This window comes from Gelidibacter mesophilus DSM 14095 (genome assembly GCF_000423005.1).
Taxonomy (GTDB): Bacteria; Bacteroidota; Bacteroidia; order Flavobacteriales; family Flavobacteriaceae; genus Gelidibacter; species Gelidibacter mesophilus.
Genome location: NZ_AUHD01000004.1, coordinates 111,683 through 134,383, shown reverse-complemented (window position 1 = coordinate 134,383; position 22,701 = coordinate 111,683). Strand labels below are relative to the sequence as shown.

15 protein-coding genes and 1 pseudogene are annotated in these 22,701 nt (G+C 40.1%); 12 read left to right on the top strand and 4 right to left on the bottom strand.

Translation table 11 applies throughout. The features are described 5' to 3' along the window. Positions 1-168 precede the first annotated feature (168 nt). Both G525_RS0104040 and G525_RS20180 read right to left on the bottom strand, forming a co-directional pair. Positions 169-738, bottom strand: a complete 570-nt coding sequence (locus G525_RS0104040) for a TetR/AcrR family transcriptional regulator (RefSeq protein ID WP_027125015.1) — start codon at positions 736-738, stop codon at positions 169-171. Positions 739-785: 47 nt separating this feature from the next. Beyond that, positions 786-1,448 carry a transglutaminase-like domain-containing protein gene (locus tag G525_RS20180; protein WP_035478974.1) on the bottom strand — a complete coding sequence of 221 codons (663 nt, stop codon included), beginning with the start codon at positions 1,446-1,448 and terminating at the stop codon, positions 786-788. A 186-nt stretch (positions 1,449-1,634) separates the two neighbouring features. Between G525_RS20180 and G525_RS0104030 the strand changes: the two genes are divergently transcribed. The 4 genes from G525_RS0104030 (at position 1,635) to G525_RS20175 (ending at position 7,604) form a co-directional block, all read left to right on the top strand. Next, entirely contained in the window at positions 1,635-2,834 is a 1,200-nt protein-coding gene (locus tag G525_RS0104030) for an acetyl-CoA C-acetyltransferase (protein WP_027125014.1), read from the top strand. A gap of 19 nt (positions 2,835-2,853) precedes the next feature. Beyond that, on the top strand, positions 2,854-4,995 hold the full coding sequence (locus G525_RS0104025; RefSeq protein ID WP_027125013.1) for a 3-hydroxyacyl-CoA dehydrogenase NAD-binding domain-containing protein: 2,142 nt from the start codon (positions 2,854-2,856) through the stop codon (positions 4,993-4,995). Between the two features lie 29 nt (positions 4,996-5,024). Then, on the top strand, positions 5,025-6,224 hold the full coding sequence (locus tag G525_RS0104020; protein WP_027125012.1) for an acyl-CoA dehydrogenase family protein: 1,200 nt from the start codon (positions 5,025-5,027) through the stop codon (positions 6,222-6,224). A gap of 321 nt (positions 6,225-6,545) precedes the next feature. Beyond that, the gene (locus G525_RS20175) at positions 6,546-7,604 is read left to right on the top strand and encodes a CaiB/BaiF CoA transferase family protein (protein WP_051209774.1); all 1,059 of its coding nucleotides are present in this window, start codon (positions 6,546-6,548) and stop codon (positions 7,602-7,604) included. 12 nt (positions 7,605-7,616) lie between these two features. On the opposite strand, the gene G525_RS20170 is transcribed toward G525_RS20175, so the two are convergent. Then, a complete protein-coding gene (locus G525_RS20170) occupies positions 7,617-8,504 on the bottom strand; it encodes an urea transporter (RefSeq protein WP_051209772.1) in 888 nt (295 codons plus the stop codon). Positions 8,505-8,991: 487 nt separating this feature from the next. Beyond that, positions 8,992-9,930 carry an N-acetylmuramoyl-L-alanine amidase gene (locus G525_RS0104005; RefSeq protein WP_027125011.1) on the bottom strand — a complete coding sequence of 313 codons (939 nt, stop codon included), beginning with the start codon at positions 9,928-9,930 and terminating at the stop codon, positions 8,992-8,994. Between the two features lie 203 nt (positions 9,931-10,133). On the opposite strand from G525_RS0104005, the gene G525_RS20165 reads away from it, so the two are divergent. The 8 genes and pseudogenes from G525_RS20165 to G525_RS0103965 all read left to right on the top strand — a co-directional run bounded on the left by G525_RS20165 (position 10,134) and on the right by G525_RS0103965 (position 22,698). Next, positions 10,134-10,457 carry a hypothetical protein gene (locus tag G525_RS20165; protein ID WP_051209771.1) on the top strand — a complete coding sequence of 108 codons (324 nt, stop codon included), beginning with the start codon at positions 10,134-10,136 and terminating at the stop codon, positions 10,455-10,457. 316 nt (positions 10,458-10,773) lie between these two features. Continuing rightward, the gene (locus G525_RS0103995) at positions 10,774-11,190 is read left to right on the top strand and encodes an HYC_CC_PP family protein (protein ID WP_027125010.1); all 417 of its coding nucleotides are present in this window, start codon (positions 10,774-10,776) and stop codon (positions 11,188-11,190) included. Positions 11,191-11,309: 119 nt separating this feature from the next. Further along, the gene (locus G525_RS0103990; RefSeq protein WP_027125009.1) at positions 11,310-15,110 is read left to right on the top strand and encodes an efflux RND transporter permease subunit; all 3,801 of its coding nucleotides are present in this window, start codon (positions 11,310-11,312) and stop codon (positions 15,108-15,110) included. Positions 15,111-15,115: 5 nt separating this feature from the next. After that, positions 15,116-16,354, top strand: a complete 1,239-nt coding sequence (locus G525_RS0103985) for a TolC family protein (protein ID WP_051209769.1) — start codon at positions 15,116-15,118, stop codon at positions 16,352-16,354. Positions 16,355-16,405: 51 nt separating this feature from the next. Further along, positions 16,406-18,718, top strand: a pseudogene (locus tag G525_RS20160) (multicopper oxidase domain-containing protein). A gap of 52 nt (positions 18,719-18,770) precedes the next feature. After that, entirely contained in the window at positions 18,771-19,349 is a 579-nt protein-coding gene (locus tag G525_RS0103975) for a DUF3347 domain-containing protein (RefSeq protein ID WP_027125007.1), read from the top strand. Between the two features lie 69 nt (positions 19,350-19,418). Continuing rightward, on the top strand, positions 19,419-19,871 hold the full coding sequence (locus G525_RS0103970) for a heme-binding domain-containing protein (protein ID WP_027125006.1): 453 nt from the start codon (positions 19,419-19,421) through the stop codon (positions 19,869-19,871). Between the two features lie 100 nt (positions 19,872-19,971). Further along, complete coding sequence (locus G525_RS0103965) at positions 19,972-22,698, top strand: heavy metal translocating P-type ATPase (protein WP_027125005.1); 2,727 nt, start codon at positions 19,972-19,974, stop codon at positions 22,696-22,698. Positions 22,699-22,701: the final 3 nt, after the last annotated feature.

Genomic DNA, 22,701 nt, shown 5'->3' with positions numbered 1-22,701 from the left:
TAAGCTATAAGCTTAGGCTTTGTAGATATTTTAAAAAGAGAGGATATAAAAGGTTTTTAGACTGATATAGAAACGCTGTTTGCGGCAGACCGTTATCTTATCGTAATCACGCTATTTTGGTGTTTGCCCGCAACAATTATCCACTTTTAAACGACATTGTAAAAATCCTTATTCATTAAATAAATCAATCGTCTTTTCAATCGCTTTATCAAAGTTATCCCAGGACTCCTGGGAGCTTAGATCGGTAGTAATAAATTTTTTATTGAATTTGGACAATAGCGTAAAATATACGTAACCTCCAATCATCAATTGAAAAGCGTGGTTAAGGGAGCTGTCCTTATTAGAAATAGCGAACATTTTACCTATTTCTTTATTGCTGTACTTAAACAAATCGCGCGTCACCTCGTTGTTTTCGAGCAACTGCCAACGCAAGATTTCTTGGGTAAGTTTATTTTCTCTGAGCTCTTGTGTTCCAGCTTTCGCAAATTCCTTTAGATCTTCCACTGTGGCTAAGTCTTTATCGTGAAGGGCCAACATCGACCTGAAAAAATCACCTTTTTTGGCCAGTTGGAGGAGCAGTCCTTGCAAACCACCAAAGTACCGATAGATGAGTTCTTTGGAAACCCCTGCTTTTTTTGCAATGGCATTAATGCCCACGGCCTGGGGTCCTTTTTCTTCTAAAAGGCTTAAAAAGCTTTCGTATATTTTATCTTCAGTAGCGGCTCTATCTTTTTTCATTATACCAATTGGATTTTTTAATACAGTATTTGAATGTTTAATTGGGATTATAATTCGTTGAGGTTTAATACCATTCCTAGGTCTATATTTTTTTCTCGTAATGGGGGATAGGTTTCTTTCATTAAATTGAACATATAGGCTAATGGCACGTGGTCAAAGGCCCCATAATCTTCTAAATACTCCATAAATACCGATGTGCCCGAACTGTCATAAGCCTGAAACAAAGAATCAGTTGTCCCATCAAACTCCAACGGTGCGACATTCAATTTTTCGCATAAAGATTTATTGAACGCCGGAGTTGCTTTCACCCACTTGCCGTTTAAATAGAGTTCAACATAGCCGTGTGGCACCAAAACATCATTACCGAATTTTTCAATAACAGCTTCAACGGCAATATGATTTCTCACTTTCGCCAACCCTAATCGCGCAGGGATGTTTTTGGCACGTAATACACTGATCAACAAAATGGCTTTATCCAAACAATGGCCTGTTTTATGGGTGCAGATTTTTGACGCACGCCAATCGTCTTCAATTAAACTGAAACGATAGGGATTGTAGGGCCAGGTATCTCGAATATAGTGATAGGCTTTTAGGGCAAAATCAAGGGGAGAGGCATCAGAAATACCGTCCTCTATCCTTTTAATTAAATTTTGAATTCCCACAGACGAGTAGTCAAAATTGCAATTCTCTTCTAAATAGGTTGGTTCCATATGTTTTAGCTTTAATTAAGCGATAGATTAGCAGTGAGTTGCATGTTGTAAATTTGCAGTCAATCTTAATATTCGCTGCTATTTTATTTGACAAATATAAATCTTATGTATAAGTTTGTAACCACTTGGTCACATATTTTTTTTATTTCCATGTTACCACTTAGTAACTCTAAACAATTAGACATAATGGATGCATATATTTATGATTCTGTAAGAACGCCTCGAGGCATCGGAAAAAACACAGGAAGCTTATCTCAAGTAAGCCCAGTTCAATTAGTAACGACGTTGCTTACGGCATTAAAAGAGCGCAATAATTTAGACACTTCTTATGTGGAAGATTTGGTATTGGGCTGTGTCACGCAAGCAGGGGAGCAAGGTGGAAATATTGCCAAAGTAGCTGCGCAGGTCGCGAATTACGGCGATCATTTAGCGGCAGTGTCCCTCAACAGATATTGCGCTTCTGGATTAGAGGCGGTAAATCAAGCCGCAGCTCGTGTAAGATCTGGATGGTCAGATTTGATTATCGCGGGCGGTGTAGAATCCATGTCGAGAGTCCCTATGGGCATTGACGGTTCTGCTTGGGTTATGGAGCCGGATGCTGCTTTTGGGAAGTTTGTACCCCAGGGGATTTCGGCTGATTTAATTGCTACTAAATACGGTTATTCAAGAAAGGATGTGGACACCTTTGCTGTGGAATCCCAAAAAAGAGCAGCAGCAGCTTGGGCTAAGAAAGCATTTGATAAATCGATCATTCCGGTCAGGGATCTTAATGGATTGGAACACTTATCAAAAGACGAATATATTCGTGCAAACACAACCTTAGAAGCTTTAGGTAAATTAAATCCATCCTTTGAAATGATGGGTGAGCTATTATTTAATCAAACGGCCTTGGACACTTATATCGAGATCGAGCGCATCAACCACGTTCACCATGCCGGAAATTCGTCTGGTCTTGTAGATGGTGCCGGATTAATGTTAATCGGCACCAAAGAAATTGGCGAAAAATTAGGTTTGACCCCAAGAGCAAAAATCAGAATGGGAAGTATCATTGGTTCAGAACCTTTAATTATGTTGGAAGGACCAACGCCTGCTACTAAAAAAGCCTTACAAAAAGCAGGAATGAATGCTTCAGATATCGATTTATGGGAGATCAACGAGGCTTTTGCCGTCGTGCCTTTGCGTCTCATGGAAAATATGGAGATCGACCACTCCATCGTCAATGTCAACGGAGGTGCTATTGCTATGGGCCATCCTTTAGGGGCTACAGGGTGTATGATTCTTGGAACGGCTTTGGACGAATTGGAGCGGCAAGATAAAAGCACCGCTTTAGCGACGCTCTGCGTTGGTGGTGGTATGGGTATTGCGACGATCATCGAACGTGTATAATTTCTAAAAAAAAGACAAAATGCAACATATAAAATATTCAATAGATACTGACGGGATTGCTTTTATTACTTGGGATGTGGCCAACTCTCCGGTTAATTTTATGAATGAACAGACGATGTCAGAATTCTTGACCACTGTAGGCAAGGCATTAGCAGATGATACCGTAAAAGGAATCGTTATTAACTCAGCACAAAGAGATTTTATTTCTGGAGGCGATTTGAAGTGGTTCTTAGATTACGCCAAATCCAAAGAGGATTGCTTTGAAATGCTTATGAAGACCCACCATGCCCTTCGACAATTGGAATTATCCTCTAAACCAGTTGTAGCGGCAATAAACGGATTGGCCTTAGGTGGCGGCTTAGAGATTGCCTTAGCTTGTAATTATCGAATTATGACGGATCATCCAGCCAATAGAATTGGATTGGTGGAGTGCTCTGTGGGTTTGCTTCCAGGCGCAGGAGGAACACAGCGTTTCTTGAGAATGTTGGGACCTCAAAAAGCGATAGAATATATTACTCAGGCTAAAAAACTAACTGCCGATCTGGCTTTAAAAGATCAATTGGTCAATCAAATCTGTAAACCAGAAGACGATATCAATGCTTTGGCGAAAGCATGGATCTTGCAAAACCCAGAAGTCAGACAACCTTGGGATGACAAGCGATTTGTAGTTCCGGGAACCCCAAATGGCATCGGACAACTATCTGGATATACTGAATTTTACTCGGCCTCCAATGCCATGGCCTATAAAACAACCCATGGCAATCTGCCGCATATCAAAAACGTGTTGAGTGCCTTATACCATGGGAGTTCTACAGGCATTGATAATGCTTTGGAAGTAGAGGCGCGTTATTTTGTGGATACCTTATTTACTAAAGAAACCAAAAATATTATTAGAGCCTCTTTCATTTTCATAGGGGATGCTGCCAAAGGAAAAGCCAAACCAAAAGGTTTTGAGCAAGTAAGCTTTAAAAAGATTGGTGTTTTAGGCGCGGGAATGATGGGCGCAGGAATTGCTTATGAGTCGGCAAAAGCAGGCTTGGATGTGGTTTTAAAAGACCTATCTTTAGAAGGCGCTGAAAGAGGTAAAGGTTATGCAGCAAGTATCGAACAGCAAAAATTAGAGAAGGGAAGAAGTACTCAAGAAAAGGCAAGGGTAATTTTGGATCATATCATCCCTTCGGAGAGTGTGGGCGATTTAAAAGATTGTGATTTAATTATCGAAGCTGTTTTTGAAAATGAAGACTTAAAAAATCGGGTCACCAAAGAAACGGAAGCGGTCATTAAGCCCGAGGTGATTTATGCCAGTAATACATCAACCATTCCAATTTCAACGCTGGCAAAAGCATCATCAAGGCCTGATAAATTTATAGGCTTACATTTCTTTTCGCCGGTAGATAGAATGCCTTTGGTTGAGGTTATCGTTGGTAAAGAAACGTCTGATGAAACCTTGGCAGCGGCTATTGATTATGTTATTAAAATACGAAAAGTACCCATTATCGTGAATGATGGTCGCGGATTTTTCACTTCTCGTGTTTTCGCGAAATTTGTAAACGAAGGCATCACCATGTTAACGGAAGGCGTTCCGCCAGCAGTCATAGAAAATGTTGCCAAGAAGATTGGCATGCCGGTAGGTCCTTTGGCAATTTCAGATGAGGTGAATTTGAAGCTCATGTTGGACATTATGAGTGAAGACCCTACATTAACGGATTTCGAAAAAGAACTGGAAAAAATAATTTCGACGATAGTCCATACCCATAAGAGACCTGGTAAAAAGGAAGGCAAAGGGTTTTATGACTATCCGAAAGGAGCAAAAAAACACCTCAGGAAAGAGTGGAGTACCATTTATCCAACAATAGAGGACTATGACAAAGAAGAAATAGGAAGACGTTTATTATTTGCTATGGTCATCGATGCGTACAAATGTTTGGATAGTGGTGTGTTAAAAGAACCTAAAGATGCGGATATAGGTTCTATCTTAGGACTTGGATTCCCAATTCATACTGGAGGCGTCATGTCTTATATCGATTATATAGGGGCACAAAAGTTTAAAGACTATGCAGCATTTTTGGCGCAAAAGCATGGCGAGAGATTCCAATTGCCAAAATCACTTTTGCAGCGTATTCAAGATGCGGGTGTTAATCGGGTGTTCTATAAAAATTAAATAATAACGAATAATAAAATATAACAGCCATGTTACAAAACGTATTATTAGAACGGAAAATATATGCCTCAGAAGAACACAAGATGATGCAAGGCATGATTCAGGATTTTATTAAAAATGAAATCTTGCCTCAAATGGACGCTTGGGAAAAGGATGGCATGGTGAGTCGTGACATCTGGAAACGGGCAGGGGACTTGGGTTTGCTGTGTATAGACATGCCAGAAGCTTACGGTGGCTCTGGATTGGATTTTAGTTTTAGCGCTTTGTTCATTGAAGAATTAGCTAAAAAAGCCATCAGTGGTCCTGGATTTTCATTGCACTCCGACATTATTGCGCCCTATATATTAAAATGGGGAACAGAAGCTCAAAAGCAGCAGTATTTGCCCATTATGGCCACCGGAGAAATAATTACCGCCATTGGGATGACGGAGCCAAATTGTGGTTCAGATTTGCAAGCCCTTCGCACAACAGCGGTAGATAAAGGCGACCATTATTTGGTCAACGGACAAAAAACATTTATCACCAATGGCTATATGTGTGATATGGCCATTGTGGCTGTAAAAACCAATTCAGGAACTCCTGACGAAGGCGTGTCCTTATTGATTATGGAAAGCAAATGGGAAGGCTTCGAAAAAGGGGTGCCTTTCCATAAAATAGGAATGAAAGCACAAGACACCTGCGAGCTCTTTTTTGACAATGTCAAAGTGCCCAAAGAAAACCTCTTAGGCAAACAAGGAGAAGGTTTTGTGATTATGATGAAGGAATTGGCACGAGAGCGTTTGTCCGTAGCTTTAGCGGCCATTGGAGGTGCAGAAGGTGCCATCGAAGAAACCATAGATTACACCTCTACCAGAACGGCTTTTAAACAACCTATTGCTGGGTTTCAGAACACCCAATTCAAATTAGCTGAGGCTACGGCGCAATTACAGATCCATCAAGCCTTTGTGGACCGTTGTACAGAAGATTTAGCACAACATAAACTTTCTGCAGAAAGTGCGTCCATGGCCAAGTTTTCGGCAACCGACATGCACAGTAAAGTTGTTGACGAATGTTTACAGCTCTTTGGAGGCTATGGCTATATGTGGGAATATCCTATCGCGAGAATGTACGCCGATAATCGGGTGGCACGGATTTATGCCGGAACCAATGAAATCATGAAATTAGTGGTGGCAAGAGGCCTATTTAAAGAGTTGTTTGCGCAAATGAAGGCCGCGCGCAAGAAAAATTAAGCGGTTATGCATTAAAAAATCATGTCGCTCTGACTTCAGGAAGTATTTTAAATACAGACTGAAAATCTATCGAACCTGCCTCACGATAGTCAGGTTCGTGAAATGATAAGTATTGTAATTGTCAAGGTTTGAAGAGCGCTTAGTTTTGTGAAAATTAGTGATCCCGTTAGCTATCGGGACGTGTCAAAAAAATTAGAGCTGGTGAGACACTTCCAAGATACATAGTTACGCGTTCGTGCAGAGGAGGTTTTAGCGCCTATTCATATCATTCAAATTGAGAATTCCCATTGGAAGAGATAAATGCCATCAAATAGAAGATTAATGCAAGAAACAAAGCCACTGCAAGGGATTACCATTATTGATTTCACGCGTTTGTTGCCTGGGCCTTTGGGCACGCATTTATTAAGCCAATTGGGCGCTAAGGTCATCAAAATAGAAAGTCCCAAGCGATTGGATTACACCCGTTTTTACGAGCCTAAAATAGGAGATAGTTCGCTCATGTTTCATGCAATGAACCATTCTAAGGAACAGGTTATTATTGATTATGAAACTGAAGAAGGCTATCAGAAAATAACCGATTTAACAGCCACTGCCGATGTGTTGATCGAACAGTTTCGTCCGGGCGCCATGGCCAGTTTTAATTTGGATTTTGAGACGGTAAAAAATAGCAACCCAAATATTGTTTATGTCTCGGTTACAGGCTACGGACAAAATGGAGATCTGCATACAAAGGCCGGGCATGATATTAATTATTTGGCTACGGCAGGCTTATTGGATTTGAATAGGGATAACCAAGGGAAACCCGTTATTCCCGGTTTTCAAATCGCCGATATTGCCGGTGGCTCTTATATGCTGCTTTCGGCGTGTACATGGGGCATGTTGGCTCAGAAATTACAGAATAAACCACAGTATATCGATCTTAGCTTGCTCGATGCTACCATCCCATTAAATGCCATTGCACACAGTATGTTCCAAGGCGGTGCATCTTATAAAAAAACACCTATTTTAAGTGGCATGTTGGTCAATTATAATGTTTACGAATGTTCAGATGGAAAATGGGTGGCCTTAGGAGCGTTGGAACCTAAATTTTGGAATGCCTTCTGTGAGATGGTGGATAAACCAGACTGGAAAAGAAAAACAGATATGGAATTGATTGATGGCATCTTTCCCAAAAAGGACTTGGAATTACTTTTTAAAACCAAAACAAGAGATGAATGGGCGAGTTTAAGTAAAGATTACGACACCTTCTTGTCTCCAATCTTGGAAATAGAAGAGGTGATCCACCATAAGCATATTCAAGCACGTAAGGTGCTTAACGATACAAAAATCGAGAATAAAACAATAAAATCCTACGCTGTGCCTTTCAAAACCTATAGTTGACACAACTGGGTTTTAATATTCCGAGTTTTGACTTGACCGAAAATACAATCTTTTATTGATACCTCGTCGGATGGATTTGGGGTTCTTTAGTATTAAAACAGTCCACGTGGCTAGAACAAAAGGAGCGGTCAAAGTAATAATTCCCATCTGGGTCAACCAAATTTTTAGCAGGGTTGAGAGAACTATCGCAACGCTAACCCATAATAAGTCTTTCCAACTTTTTCCAGTAAGAGCAATGGCGCAAAGTATAGCGTTGTAGCCCATAAAGCCAGAATTTATTGATGTCACTGCCTCGGATAAAGCCCATCCCGTTAGTGAACCTAAAATAACAGCATACACAGCATAGACTGCCATTAATCTATTATTTACCAAAATGGCTAATAAAAAAAATACGCCAGTGACTATGTTTTCTTGAAACATTACTTGCCCAAAGCTATTGCTTGATACGCTTAGGATGTCAATAATATTTGTTAATGATTGTGATGAGGATAAGAGGGGAATTTCAAGAAATAATAAAAATATGGACATGATGAGCCAAGTGGTCAAAACGAATGGGAATGTGAATGGTGGAATGATTTTCTTTAGAAAATGCATTACCAATGTTGAAAAAACGGAACCTAATAAGAGGGCGAAAACGCTAATAAAATTGAACTCAAAAAAATACAAAATGGCAATCCCTGTTAAGGTACCATTAAAACCATATAGTCCGTTTTCAATATCTGCTTTCGAAAATCTTAGAACTTGAGCCGTAGTTGTGCTTATAACTGTTCCGAACAGGGCGGCTAAGCCTAATAACCAGGAGTTATAAAAGATGCCGACTAAAAATAATATACCAGAAAATATATTATTCTGAAAGAAGACTTGGCCGATTCCTCTTAAAATTGATTGTATAAACCTCATGAAACAATTATAAATTCGCTTAGCAAAACAACATATACCTACAAGCAAAGAGAAATACACTCATTTTTGTTGTTGCATTTGCGAATATAAATACATAATGCGACAGTATGTAATTTTTAGGTTATGATCAGTCAATTGTTTCATCCAGAAATTGGTGTTTTTTTCCAACAGATTTTTCTAATTTTAGAAACTTTTGAATGATTATAATTCAATGGCGATTTCATGAGTTTATAATTTCATGGAGGTAAAAGGAGGAAGGTTAGTCTCATGATGTGAAAACCTCATGGCTAATGAATTTATAGACCCCAATTGGTTGAGATCGGATCAGTTTGGATATGTCCAAAAGAAATATTGCCCTGTATCTATCAGAATTGACAAGAGCGGGAACGGTACTCCATCTGCAACTTTAGAACAAATCATCTATGAAAATGAAGGCTCGACGTTCAATAGTGTCAAAATATCAGTTATTATTTGCATATTAAAAGGGTCATAAATATTTCTTATAAAGATTGTTGAGCACCTTTAAATCATAATCTGTTAATGTTGAATCAACCTCAGTTTGTATAAAGTGCAGCTTGAATGCTTTGATGGCAGCTGGTAAGTCTGTCACATCATACCCAATTATCTTTAAGGCCACAGCAGGACTCACATCCAATATGGCTTCTTTTGCGACTTCTATTGTAGTCACATTAGCCGAATCGTTCAAAATAGTATGAAGTTCTGTTGTTGCCACTTGTGAAGAAAAACTGCTGTCTTCCAAAGGTTTAACAATTGCTGTAATACTTTCATCATACCACAATCCGTAGCCTTTTTTTGCGAGTAACTTCCATGGGAATGTCCTATTAGGATCGTTTTTCCTGGTAGGAGCTATATCCGAATGACCAATAAAATTGGCGGCTGGAATCTTATATTTTGTTTTGAGATCTTCTAATAATTCCAACAGACTTGCAATTTGGACTGGCGAAAATTCATCAAAACCATTATTATCCAATTCGATACCAATAGATGCAGAATTTATATCGGTGTTTGACCCCCATTGGCCACTGCCTCCGTGCCATGCGCGATAGAGATCGTTAAGCATATGATAGATTTCACCATTTTTTCCTATCACATAATGCGAACTCACTTGGGTTCGTTCCAATGTAAACGTTTTAAGAGTTTGTCCAACAGAATCTTGGGCCGTGTGGTGAATCACGACAAGATTTGGTCGTCTTAAATTAAAATTTGTAGTGCCAACCCAGTTATCGGCATATTTAAACATGGCAGAAGTTCCTGGTGCAGGTGGTGGCAGGACTTTTAATTCTTTACTGAGTGCGTTGGTTTGTTTTTTATGCGCTCTGTTTGTGGGAGCGTATGGATTACCAGCACAGGACACCATTAGAGAACCAATTGCAAGTACTAGAATTTTAGAATATATATTTTTCATAAATATGATGTTGAATGTTGACGTGATCAGAAAGATGATTTTAGGTAATTTAATCTATTATATAAAAGCAAATTTACAACATTTAGTTTTTTACGAATAGATATCAAATGAAGACTTAAAATAATTTCAACCCGACACTTAATCCCCTATCTTGCACCCTTGGGTTTAGCCATAAAGAAATTAACGAGAACTTAGAATTAATTATGAATCAACGAATATATTCCAACACTGAAATTCAAGAAAAAATTTCAAACGCAATTAAAAAATTTTCAGATGCCGAATTGGACAAGTTCTGTAAAAAGACCCATTCAAAATCTGTTTTTGATATCAACATGCCGCTATTTTTAAAAGTTCCAGAGCATTTTACGGACAAAGAAAAAACTGATGCCGTAAAAGATGGAAAAGGTGTGAACCGATGGACTTGGGATTTTGAATTTAAACGTAACGGGTTTTCCTATGCTATCAATACGCAATGGTATGCTAGAAATGACAGCTATGTGCAACGCTGGTTGCAAAGTGTAGCGTAATTTGAAAGAATTAAATATTTGAGTTGCTCTTTTGAAATGTAGCTGAATCAATTATAAGCGACTTCAACATGGTCGCTTTGTTTACATTGTTAAGTTTTGCATAGTGATGTGTCTGTTGTTATGCTCGGGACTGTAAGTCTTCTTTCCGTAACTTTATTTCAATTACAAAAAGAGGTCTTGAAAAAGAATCAGTAAATTTAAAGCTTTTTATTTTAGCGTGTTTTAATATAAAAGGAACTGTTAAATCAGGTTAAATTTTTAAATTTGAGGGATTGTCGCTACCCATATCATTTATTTTGCCTAATTTTGCGATACCATGAATGCATTAATTTTTAAAATATTATCTATAAAGATGGCAGGTCTAGTGTTGTTCAGCACTCTTTCTTTCGCTCTTAATATGCATTTTTGTGGCGATACTTTAGTCGATTTTTCTTTATTCGATAACGTAAAAACGTGCGGAATGGAAAAACAAAAATCAACTAAGGATTGTGGCACTGAACTTACAAAAAGTACATGCTGTTCAGAGTCGCAGATAATCATGGAAGGTCAAGATGATCTGAAATTATCATTTGATACACTAACCTTTGAGCAACAGGTCTTTGTTGCCACTTTTTATCATTCGTATCTTAATCTCTTTGAAGTACAAGACGAGAATAGCGTTCCTTTTAGAGACTATAATCCTCCCTTTGTTATACGGGATATACAAAAGCTACACGAGACTTATTTAATTTGATTTTAAACAGTAAATATTTTGCCCTGCGGTAGTTCCGTTTTGGGCACATTTTGTTGTGTTTCATATTCTGATTTTATCAGCGTACGACACGAGGTTCAACTGTTTAACAATCCATTTACATGCTAAATAAAAGCATAAAATTTCTCATAGAGAATAAACTCGTCGCAGTTCTATTACTCGCACTCTTTGTAGGCATGGGTGTGGTCAATGCACCTTTTAAGTGGGACACTGGCTTTCTTCCCAGCAATCCTGTCGCCGTTGATGCCATTCCTGATATTGGCGAAAACCAACAAATCGTTTATACCCAATGGGAAGGGCGTTCCCCACAAGATATAGAGGATCAAATAAGCTATCCACTTACCACGACCTTACTGGGCATTTCAGGGGTGAAGACCATCCGTAGTTCTTCCATGTTCGGCTTTTCGAGCATCTATATCATTTTTGAAGAAGATGTCGAGTTCTACTGGAGTCGTAGCCGTATCTTGGAAAAACTCAATTCCTTACCTTCCGGTCTGCTTCCCGATGGTGTCAACCCATCCTTGGGCCCAGATGCCACAGGATTAGGCCAGGTGTACTGGTACACTTTGGAAGGTCGCGATAAAGATGGTAACGTCACCGGAGGTTGGGATCTTCACGAACTCAGAAGCATTCAGGACTATTATGTGAAATATGCACTTTCTTCTGCAAGTGGCGTTTCTGAAGTGGCGTCTATTGGAGGCTATGTACAGGAATATCAAATTGATGTGAAACCAGAGTTGATGCGCCAATACAATATCAGCTTGTCTGAAATTGTTAAAGCAGTCAAAGAAAGCAATAAGGATATTGGTGCCCAGACCATGGAAATCAATCAGGTGGAATACTTGGTTCGAGGTCTCGGATATATCAAGTCCGTTGCAGATATTGAAGATGCCGTGGTGACCTCCGAAAATTATACATCCATACGGATAAAGGATATCGCAAACGTCAGCTTGGGCCCTGCTCCTCGAAGAGGGATTTTGGACAAGGAAGGTGCTGAGGTTGTGGGCGGCGTTGTTACGGCGCGCTACGGTGCCAACCCAATGGAGGTGATCAACAATGTCAAGTTAAAGCTGGAAGAACTTAAAGCCGGTCTGCCTTCCAAGGAACTTTCTGATGGTAGACTATCCCAGCTTACGGTTGTTCCGTTTTACGACCGTTCGATACTTATTCAGGAAACTTTGGACACGCTTGATGAAGCTTTAAGCCTGGAAATACTCATTACCATCTTTGTGATTATCGTGATGGTCTTCAATCTAAGAGCTTCCGTACTAATTTCTGGACTCTTGCCCGTTGCGGTCTTAATGGTCTTTATCACAATGAAGTTCTTTAATGTGGATGCCAATATTGTGGCCTTATCCGGGATTGCCATTGCCATTGGGACCATGGTGGATATTGGGATCATCCTTACCGAAAATATCATCCGACATCTCGATGAGGAAAAGGAACGTTATAGCCTGACAGGTAGTAAAAAATCGATCAATACAGTGGTCTATGAGGGAAGTGCCGAAGTTTCAAGTGCTATTCTTACTGCAGTATTGACGACCATCATCAGTTTTATTCCGGTGTTCACGATGATCGGTGCGGAAGGGAAATTATTCAGACCCTTGGCCTTTACCAAAACCATGGCCATTACCGCTTCATTTATCGTGGCGCTATTTCTGATTCCTCCGTTTGCGGCCTACTTGTTCCGAAGAACAAGTTTAAAAAAGGTAACTACAACTATAATTAGTGGATTATTGATCATCATAGGCATTGCAGCCATAGTTTTTGGGTATTGGTTGGGTCTGATCTTAATAGGATTCGGTATCACTGCGCTGTTAAAGGATGAAGGGACTGCTTCTAAAATATCTAACAGGTTAACACTAACTGACGAGCGGGCCAATAGCATCAATATATTTATTTCGGCCTTGGCTGTAGTCTTCCTTTTGGCAGAATTCTGGCGCCCACTTGGCGTGGATAAAAGTATCTTCTGGAACCTTATATTTGTTGGATTGATCTGTTTTGGTCTTTTGGGCGTATTCTGGTTGTTTATGCATTACTATACGCGTATCCTCGGTTGGGCACTTCGCAACAAGTTAGTGTTCCTGTCTATACCAGCTCTTATCGTTGTTTTTGGAATTATGATTTGGCAAAATACAGGTAAGGAATTTATGCCTTCCTTAAATGAAGGTTCCTTTTTGTTGATGCCTACCTCCATGCCCCACTCTGGCGTGGAAGAAAACAAACGGGTACTTCAGCAATTGGATATGGCCGTGGCGAGCATTCCAGAGATTGAAACCGTTGTTGGAAAGGCAGGTCGGACCGAGTCGGCACTTGACCCAGCGCCATTGGCAATGTATGAGAATATCATTCTCTATAAGTCGGAATACGCTCTAAATGAAGATGGAAAGCGCCAAAGGTTTAAAGTGAATAATGATGGGCTATTTATTCTTAAGGACGGCAAACTTGCTCTCAATCCAAATAGTGAAGCCGCTAAAGATAGATCTACTGAGAATTCAGAAACTCAGGATGCGTTTTTCGTGAAGGACCAAGATCTTGTTCCGGATGATGATGGCGAATTTTATAGAAACTGGCGACCGGAAATAAAATCCCCTGATGATATTTGGAATGAAATCGTTCGGGTAACGAAAATCCCTGGTGTCACCTCCGCTCCAAAATTGCAGCCTATTGAAACCCGATTGGTCATGTTGCAAACTGGAATGCGAGCGCCGATGGGGATTAAAGTAAAAGGTCAAGATCTGCGGGAAATTGAAGCCTTTGGAATTGAACTTGAGGAAATCTTAAAACATGCCGAAGGCGTAAAAGTAGAAGCTGTTTTTGCCGATCGAATTGTAGGAAAACCTTACCTGTTAATAGATATTAAAAGAGATCGTTTAGCGCGATATGGAGTGTCTATAGAAGATGTACAGCAAATTTTGCAAGTTGCAGTCGGAGGGATGCCATTGACCCAAACGGTAGAAGGAAGAGAACGTTATGACGTTCGGGTTCGCTATCCACGCGAGTTACGGGCAAACCCATACGATCTTAAGAATATCTATGTGCCGGTAGAAAAAGGCAATCCAGTACCATTGGGAGAACTTGTAGAAATACGCTACGAGCAGGGGCCGCAGATGATCAAAAGTGAGGACACATTTTTGGTGGGTTATGTCTTGTTCGATAAATTGGAAGGTTACGCAGAAGTCAATGTCGTTGAGAATGCACAGGCGTTGATCAAAGAAAAGATCGCCAGTGGAGAACTCACCGTTCCAAAAGGGATCAATTATCAATTTACTGGAACTTATGAAAACCAGATACGCGCCGAGAAAACACTTTCCGTAATTGTGCCTTTGGCCTTGGGGATCATCTTATTGATCCTTTATTTCCAGTTCCGTTCTGTATTTACTTCACTGATAGTATTTTCAGGAATCACCGTTGCTTTTGCCGGAGGATTTTTGCTGATTTGGTTTTACGGACAGGATTGGTTCTTAAATTTTACCTTTTTTGGAGAAAACTTGCGGGAGATGTTCCAAATGCATCCCATTAATCTAAGTGTGGCCGTCTGGGTAGGATTTATTGCCCTCTTCGGGATTGCTACGGATGATGGTGTGGTGATGGCAACGTATCTCACCCAAACTTTTGATAAAAACGACCCCGAAGATGTCAAGGAAATCCGTGCATCTGTAGTAGAAGCAGGAAATAAAAGAATACGTCCCGCTTTGATGACTACGGCCACCACTATTTTGGCCTTGTTGCCAATATTGACCTCTACAGGTCGGGGAAGTGATATCATGATCCCGATGGCCATTCCGAGTTTTGGCGGCATGTTGATTGCGCTGATTACGCTTTTTGTTGTTCCTGTACTCTTCAGTTGGAGACGCGAAGCAAAATTGAAAAGACGGCTAAGAATCCTTAAAAAACAATAGAAATAATGAATCTAAATTTAAATACAACTATTCGTTTGCGTTTTCAGCAGTGTCGTGTTGGGGGTCTATGTCTTGTGACGCTGCTATTTTTTGGTTGGTCTTCGCAAAGCCAGCAGCTGGAAACTTATATTAAAGAAGCCATCAATAACAATCCGAATATTCAGGCCGTAGAAAAGCAACATGCTATTTCTACTGAAAAGATCATAGAGACCAACACACTTCCCAATACCGAGTTTTCAGGAGGTTATATGATAGGCACCGAGATGCCCATGATGCAACAAGCGGAATTTTCGGTGATGCAAATGCTGCCTTGGTTTGGGACGATTTCGGCTCGTGGCGACTATGCCGCAGCAATGGCCGATGCAGATTTTTTGGAGATTGAAATTGCCAAAAGAAAAATCGCCATGGTCTTGTCACAATCGTATTACCGCTTATATGCAATCGCTAAAAAGCAAGAAGTATTGGATGCCAACATTCAGCTTTTACAGGTTTATGAGCGGATGGCATTAACCTCTGTCGAAGTAGGGCAGGCTTCTGCAGTTTCGGTGTTGCGACTTCAGATGCGACAAAACGATCTAATGGAACGAAAATTAGTGCTGGAGCAAGATTATGCCGCAGAGCTGACAGCGTTCAATAAGATTATGAACCGGAATGAAATAGCCGAGATCTCAATTTTAGATAGCTTAATCATGCCCGAAAAGGATAGTGACATAGATTTTGACAATCTTACTTTGCATCCCGAATTGCGAAAATTCGAGGAACTGAACAAGGTCGTTTCCCAAGCCGATGCGCTCAATAAAAAAGAGAGTGCACCGGGGTTTGGGGTAGGGATGGAGTATATGTTGTACAACGAAGCGCCTAATATGTTGATGCCGATGGTATCCGTTTCAATACCAATTTTCAATAATAAATATAAGTCCATTGCGAAGCAGAACAAAATCCAACATGAAGCCTTGGAGGTTCAAAAGCAAGCTTCCCAAAATTCCTTGATTGCAGAATTGCAGACTGCTGTGAGAAGCAGGAATGCAGCGCGTATCAGTTTGGAAACGCAGGACAAGAATTTGAAACAAGCAGAGAATGCGACTGAAATTTTGTTTAAAAACTATGAGACGGGCACTACAGATTTTAGAGAGGTTTTAGATGTGCAAGAATTGCAGTTGAATTTTCAATTGAATCGTATCGATGCGATCGGTGCATATTTTCATCAAGTGAGCATCATTGATTATTTTATGGGAACAAATTGATGACTATTTATCAATGAATTCGAATACACAATAATTTAAAACTAATAACAAATGAACCATCTAAAGTTCTTTTCAATATTGCTTTTAATAGGCTGTGGACAGATAACTGCACAAATAGTGGAAGGCAATCCTGATAATCTTCCGGTTCGTGAATATACCTTGGTAATCAAGGAAGAATTGATCAGTAAAACAGGAAAACAGGTTAAGGGAATGACCGTCAATGGAACCATTCCAGGGCCAACTTTGGAGTTTGCACAAGGGGATTATGCTGTGATTTACGTGAAAAATGAAATGAGCGTTGAAACCTCAATTCATTGGCACGGACTTTTGTTACCCAATTTTTTTGACGGTGTACCTTATTTAACAACGCCTCCAATTAAAGCTGGAACCACATTTAAATATGAATTTCCTATCAGACAGTCGGGAACGTATTGGTACCACTCCCACACCATGCTCCAAGAGCAAAGTGGCGTTTTTGGTTCCTTGCTGAGCCATCCAAAGGAAAAAACCTTGGATTATGACCATGATTTAATTGTCATGTTATCTGATTGGACCAATGAAAATCCGCACCGCATCATGCAAAATATTAAGCGCGGTAACGAATGGTATCAAATGAAGAAGGGAACGGCAACACCTTTGAATAAGGTCATTGCCCGTGGTGCGTTCGGTGCACAGCTCGATTTCTGGAGACAACGGATGGGTGGTGCAGACATAGCGGATGTCTATTATCCCGCATTTTTGGTCAATGGAGAGAAAACTCAAGAATATCCTAATTATAAACCAGGTGAGAAGGTACGATTACGAGTCATAAACGGTTCTGCTTCCTCTCAGTTTTGGATGACCATGGGAGGGGAAACGCCTTTATTAGTATCTGCTGATGGGGTTGATGTTGTTCCCGTTGAACATCCTAAAACTTTCATAGCTACAGCCGAAACCTATGATTTTATAATCACTATTCCTCATCATGGGAAGATTGAGTTACGGGCAATGGCACAGGATGGTTCTGGGATAGTTACAGCGTATTTTGGAAAAGGAGAAGTGCTTCCTGCAGGGGTTATGGCAAAACCCGATAAGATTGAGATGATGCAGGAGATGGCAAAAATGGATATGAAAATGGGGGCACACGCTTTGAAATTCCGTCCAAAAAAGGATGAGCGCTATGAAATGAAGGAAGAATACGGAATGCAAATGGATGAAATGAAGATGGAAACTTCCAAAGAGGCTGCTATCGATGAGAAAATGGATCATTCCAAAATGGATCATTCCAAAATGGCAATGAAAAAGGATTCCACTGAAGCTGAAAAGGGAATGGCAATGGACCATTCAGGAATGGAAGGTATGGGTATGTTTTCAGAATACAATTATGACTATCTGAAATCCCCAGAACCAACGACCTATGATAAAGAACTTCCTGTTAAGTAAATCCTTTTGAACCTAACTGGAAATATGAACCGATATATCTGGAGTATGAACGGCGTTCCATTAAGTGAGACAGATGATATTAAAATAAGTGGAAAAGAGATAACTCGGATAACTTTTAATAACCTTACCATGATGCATCATCCCATGCACTTGCACGGTCATTTTTTTAGAGTTGTCAATGAAAATGGGGAATACTCCCCTTTAAAACATACCGTTAATGTTGCACCGATGCAAGAAGTGACCATCGAATTCAGCGGAAACGAAGGCGACGAACATGGTGATTGGTTTTTTCACTGTCATATCTTATATCATATGATGAGTGGAATGGCACGAGTGGTGAGTTATGAGACGCCACGTGACCCAAGAATGGAAGAGCATCCAGTAAAGCATTTAATCAAGGAAGCAGACGAATTTTATGCTTGGTCAACACTTGAAGCAGCCTCACATATGGCGTCATTTAATTTCGTTGCATCTAATATTCGAAACCAATTTAATATTTCCGCAGAATATGGCTGGAACCAAAATTTGGAAGCCGAAGTGACCTATGAACGTTATCTACACGATTATTTCAGAGTTTTCGGTGGCGTGAAAGCTGAAAATGAAATGGCAGACAGTATGGATGATATTTCGACCACCGCTATCGCCGGGATTCGATTTTTAACACCGTATCTGTTCAATCTTGATGTACGTATCGACAGCAAATTGAGACCACAGATAAGCCTGTCCCGTGAACTATTGATTTTTCCAAGAACAGCCATTTTTGGAAGGTATGAATATCAGGCAGATTTCGGATGGGCTGATAGCCTTCCCTTCGGAAATAATTACGCAAACGAAGTGACCTGGAATGCAGGCGTAGAATATTTTTTATCACGAGATTTTTCATTGATGGCAAGCTACGACAACCGTTTTGGTGCAGGTGGTGGGCTGTCAGTGAGATTCTAATAAAACTTTATAAATCAGTTAAAACCAAGTATTAATCTAAATTAAAATCAAAATGAAGAATTTACGAGTAACAACAACAATTATGGCAATGGCTTTTGTAGGCCTAACAGCAATGTCTTGTAAAGATGATCAGAAGAAAGATTCAACTGCTACAATGGACTCTGAAGTGAGCCAAGAGCAAGCAAGTACATCTAAGTCTAATGTGCAAAATCCTGAATCCCAACAAGTATTGGCTGATTATATGGTGCTTAAAGATGCTTTAGTTGCAACCGATGAAAAAGCTGCAGCAGATGCTGGAAAGAAACTTGAAAGTACGTTAAAAAGTATTAAATTAGATAGCTATACTTCTGAACAACAAAAAGAACTGAAAGAAATTGTTGAATCAGCAACAGAACATGCAGAGCATATTGGCAGAAGTGATATGGCCCACCAACGTGAACATTTTCAGATGTTGAATCAGGATGTAACTGATATGGTAGCTATTACCGGGACAGCAAATACGCTTTACCAGCAATTTTGCCCAATGTATGGTGAAGGTGGTGCTTGGTTGAGTATGGAAAAGGAAATAAGTAATCCATACTTCGGTAGCAAAATGATGAAATGTGGGGAAGTACAAAAAGAGATCAATTAAGAAATTAATTTGCAAGGTAATCCCCGTCTTTCAGCGGGGGTCCCTTGTAGGTTTAACGAAAATGACCTCATGAGAATACTGAAAATCATAGCACTCATTTTATTGGTAGTCTTTATAGGCATACAGTTTATACCTACAGAGCGCAACCAGAGCCACCTTGTACCAAAAACCGATTTTTTGATGGTTAACAAAACCCCCGAAGCTATTGGTGAATTATTACAGGTGTCTTGTTATGATTGCCACAGTAACAATACAGCTCATCCATGGTATAATAAAATTCAACCCATTGCTTGGTTCTTAGAGGACCATATACTGGAAGGGAAAAAGGAATTAAATTTCAGTGAATGGGACGCGTATTCAAATCGTAGAAAAAATAGCAAGCTAAAATCTATCATGAGCCAAATTAGAGATGATGAGATGCCTCTTTTCTCTTACACTTTGTTTCATAGGGATGCCATTTTATCAGACGTTGAAAAGCAGCGTATAATTGAATTTATGAAAAACGTTCAGGATAGCTTATAATCAAGTTGAACACGGATGGACGATAATCCGAAAATATTATGTTCTAATCTATAGGGTTTTTCATATTTATAGGAACTTTAAGAATCTAAAATTTAAAATTATGACACACATATACAGCATAGAGGGAATGACCTGCAATGGTTGTAGAAGTCACGTTGAAGAGACACTTTCCAATGTAGAAGGCGTCTCAAGTGCCTCAGTCAATTTAGAGAAAAAAGAGGCGACCATCGCAATGGAGAACCATATTCCACTTGAAAAGTTTCAAAAAGCTTTAAAAGATGATGGCGGGACTTATAGCATTTATAATTTGGGGGAAGTGCCGCACAAGAGCCATACCTACAGCATAGAAGGAATGACTTGTGATGGGTGCAGAAGCCACGTTGAAAAAGCGCTTTCCAATGTAGAAGGCGTCTCAAGTGCTTCCGTGAATTTAGAGAAAAAAGAAGCGACCATCGAAATGGAGAACCATATTCCACTCGAAAAATTCCAGGAAGTTTTGAAAGATGATGGTGGAACTTATAATATATATAATGTAGGCGAAGCGCCTGATCCCTCCGAAATCAAGAAAGAAAAACCACCACAAGGTGTTGGTACGGGTGTCTTTTACTGTCCAATGCATTGTGAAGGCGACAAAACCTACGATAAACCTGGCGATTGTCCGGTGTGTGGGATGGATTTGGTCGAAGAGCAAAATTTATCAGCTGTTGCTTCAGAGCAATGGACCTGTCCGATGCATCCTGAAATTGTACAAGATGAAGCTGGCTCCTGTCCTATATGTGGCATGGATTTAGTTCCGATGGAACCTGATCTTTCTTCAGAAGAGAAAACCTATAAAAAATTACTGAAGAAGTTTTGGATCGCTATGGCATTTACCTTGCCAATCTTCATTATTGCGATGAGCGAAATGCTCGCTACGAATCCATTGTATGATATCATGACCCAGCAAAGTTGGAATTGGGTGCAATTTGTACTCTCCATTCCCGTAGTATTTTACGCCACTTGGATGTTTTTTGAACGTGCCTATCGCAGTATCAAAACATGGAATCTCAATATGTTTACACTTATTGGCATTGGTGCGGGAGTTGCTTGGGTGTTCAGTGTTGTTGCGCTGTTTTTTCCTAATGTTTTCCCTGATCAGTTCAGATCAGATTCTGGTGCAGTTCATGTCTATTTTGAAGCGGCAACCGTTATTTTAACCTTGGTGCTTTTAGGCCAGCTATTAGAAGCACGTGCCCATAGCAAAACCAATTCAGCGGTAAAGGAGTTATTGAAATTGGCACCAAATAAAGCCGTCAAAATGGTAGATGGTGAAGAGGTCGTAGTGAGCATCGATAAAATTGAGTTGGGTGATATTCTAAAGGTAAAACCTGGAGATAAGATTCCTGTAGATGGTGTCATTACTGAAGGCGAATCGAGTATTGACGAATCGATGATCACCGGAGAGCCAATTCCTGTCAGCAAATCTATAGACGATAAAGTCAGCAGTGGAACGATTAATGGGAATCAAACATTCCTAATGAAAGCTGAAAAAGTGGGGAGTGATACCTTATTGTCCCAAATCATCCATATGGTAAATGATGCCAGTCGAAGTCGCGCGCCTATCCAAAATTTAGCCGATAAGATTTCTGGTTATTTTGTACCGGTAGTAGTCATTATATCTGTAATAACGTTTGCAGTTTGGGCTATTTGGGGTCCTGAGCCAGCTTATGTCTATGCCTTGGTCAATGGAATTGCAGTATTAATTATTGCCTGTCCGTGTGCTTTAGGATTGGCAACACCAATGTCCGTAATGGTAGGTGTTGGTAAAGGTGCTCAAAATGGGGTCTTGATCAAAAATGCCGAGGCTCTTGAGCGAATGGATAAAGTTGATGTGTTGATTATTGATAAAACCGGGACCATCACTGAAGGCAAGCCAACGGTTGAAAAAGTAGGTTCTTTTAATTCAGAATTCACAGACAAGAAGGTATTGGAATACATCGTTTCACTAAACAGTAACAGTGAGCATCCGTTAGCTGACGCCACTGTAAAATATGGGAAAGAACAAAAAGCTAAAATTTTCAAATCAGAGGCCTTTAGCGCAGTTACAGGTAAAGGCGTTGAAGCGACGGTTAACAATCAAAAAGTAGCTTTAGGAAATCCTAAAATGATGGAGCATGCCCATGCGGAGATCAGTACAGAAATGGAGAATGAAGCAAAGACTTTTCAGCAACAAGGTAAAACGGTTTCCTATTTAGCCGTTGACAAAGAGGTTGTTGGCTATGTGGTGATCGGTGATAAAATAAAGCCTACAAGTGCAAAAGCCATTAAGGAGCTTCAAGAAAGAGGCATTGAAGTTATCATGTTGACTGGTGATAATCACAACACGGCACAGGCGGTGGCCACAGAACTTCATCTTACCGGTTTTAAAGCGAGCATGCTACCAGAAGATAAACTCAAGGAAGTCGAAAAACTGCAAAAACAAGGTAAAGTCGTTGCCATGGCTGGTGACGGTATTAATGATGCACCAGCTTTAGCGAAAAGTGACGTGGGAATTGCCATGGGTACAGGGACGGATGTCGCTATTGAAAGTGCCATGATTACTTTGGTGAAAGGCGATCTGCACGGGATTGTTAAAGCTCGAAAGTTGAGTCATGCCGTGATGAAAAATATCAAGCAAAACCTCTTTTTTGCACTGGTTTATAACACCTTAGGGGTGCCGATTGCAGCAGGTGTGTTATTTCCTGTATTCGGAATTTTATTATCACCCATGATTGCTGCTTTGGCTATGAGTTTTAGTTCGGTATCCGTGATAGGGAATGCCTTAAGATTAAGAGCTGCCAAGATTTAACTA

Coding starts and splice junctions, on each gene's coding strand:
- G525_RS0104040 (WP_027125015.1), bottom strand. CDS start 738: ATGAAAAAAGATAGAGCCGCTACTGAAGATAAAATATACGAAAGCTTT.
- G525_RS20180 (WP_035478974.1), bottom strand. CDS start 1,448: ATGGAACCAACCTATTTAGAAGAGAATTGCAATTTTGACTACTCGTCT.
- G525_RS0104030 (WP_027125014.1), top strand. CDS start 1,635: ATGGATGCATATATTTATGATTCTGTAAGAACGCCTCGAGGCATCGGA.
- G525_RS0104025 (WP_027125013.1), top strand. CDS start 2,854: ATGCAACATATAAAATATTCAATAGATACTGACGGGATTGCTTTTATT.
- G525_RS0104020 (WP_027125012.1), top strand. CDS start 5,025: ATGTTACAAAACGTATTATTAGAACGGAAAATATATGCCTCAGAAGAA.
- G525_RS20175 (WP_051209774.1), top strand. CDS start 6,546: ATGCAAGAAACAAAGCCACTGCAAGGGATTACCATTATTGATTTCACG.
- G525_RS20170 (WP_051209772.1), bottom strand. CDS start 8,504: ATGAGGTTTATACAATCAATTTTAAGAGGAATCGGCCAAGTCTTCTTT.
- G525_RS0104005 (WP_027125011.1), bottom strand. CDS start 9,930: ATGAAAAATATATATTCTAAAATTCTAGTACTTGCAATTGGTTCTCTA.
- G525_RS20165 (WP_051209771.1), top strand. CDS start 10,134: ATGAATCAACGAATATATTCCAACACTGAAATTCAAGAAAAAATTTCA.
- G525_RS0103995 (WP_027125010.1), top strand. CDS start 10,774: ATGAATGCATTAATTTTTAAAATATTATCTATAAAGATGGCAGGTCTA.
- G525_RS0103990 (WP_027125009.1), top strand. CDS start 11,310: ATGCTAAATAAAAGCATAAAATTTCTCATAGAGAATAAACTCGTCGCA.
- G525_RS0103985 (WP_051209769.1), top strand. CDS start 15,116: ATGAATCTAAATTTAAATACAACTATTCGTTTGCGTTTTCAGCAGTGT.
- G525_RS0103975 (WP_027125007.1), top strand. CDS start 18,771: ATGAAGAATTTACGAGTAACAACAACAATTATGGCAATGGCTTTTGTA.
- G525_RS0103970 (WP_027125006.1), top strand. CDS start 19,419: ATGAGAATACTGAAAATCATAGCACTCATTTTATTGGTAGTCTTTATA.
- G525_RS0103965 (WP_027125005.1), top strand. CDS start 19,972: ATGACACACATATACAGCATAGAGGGAATGACCTGCAATGGTTGTAGA.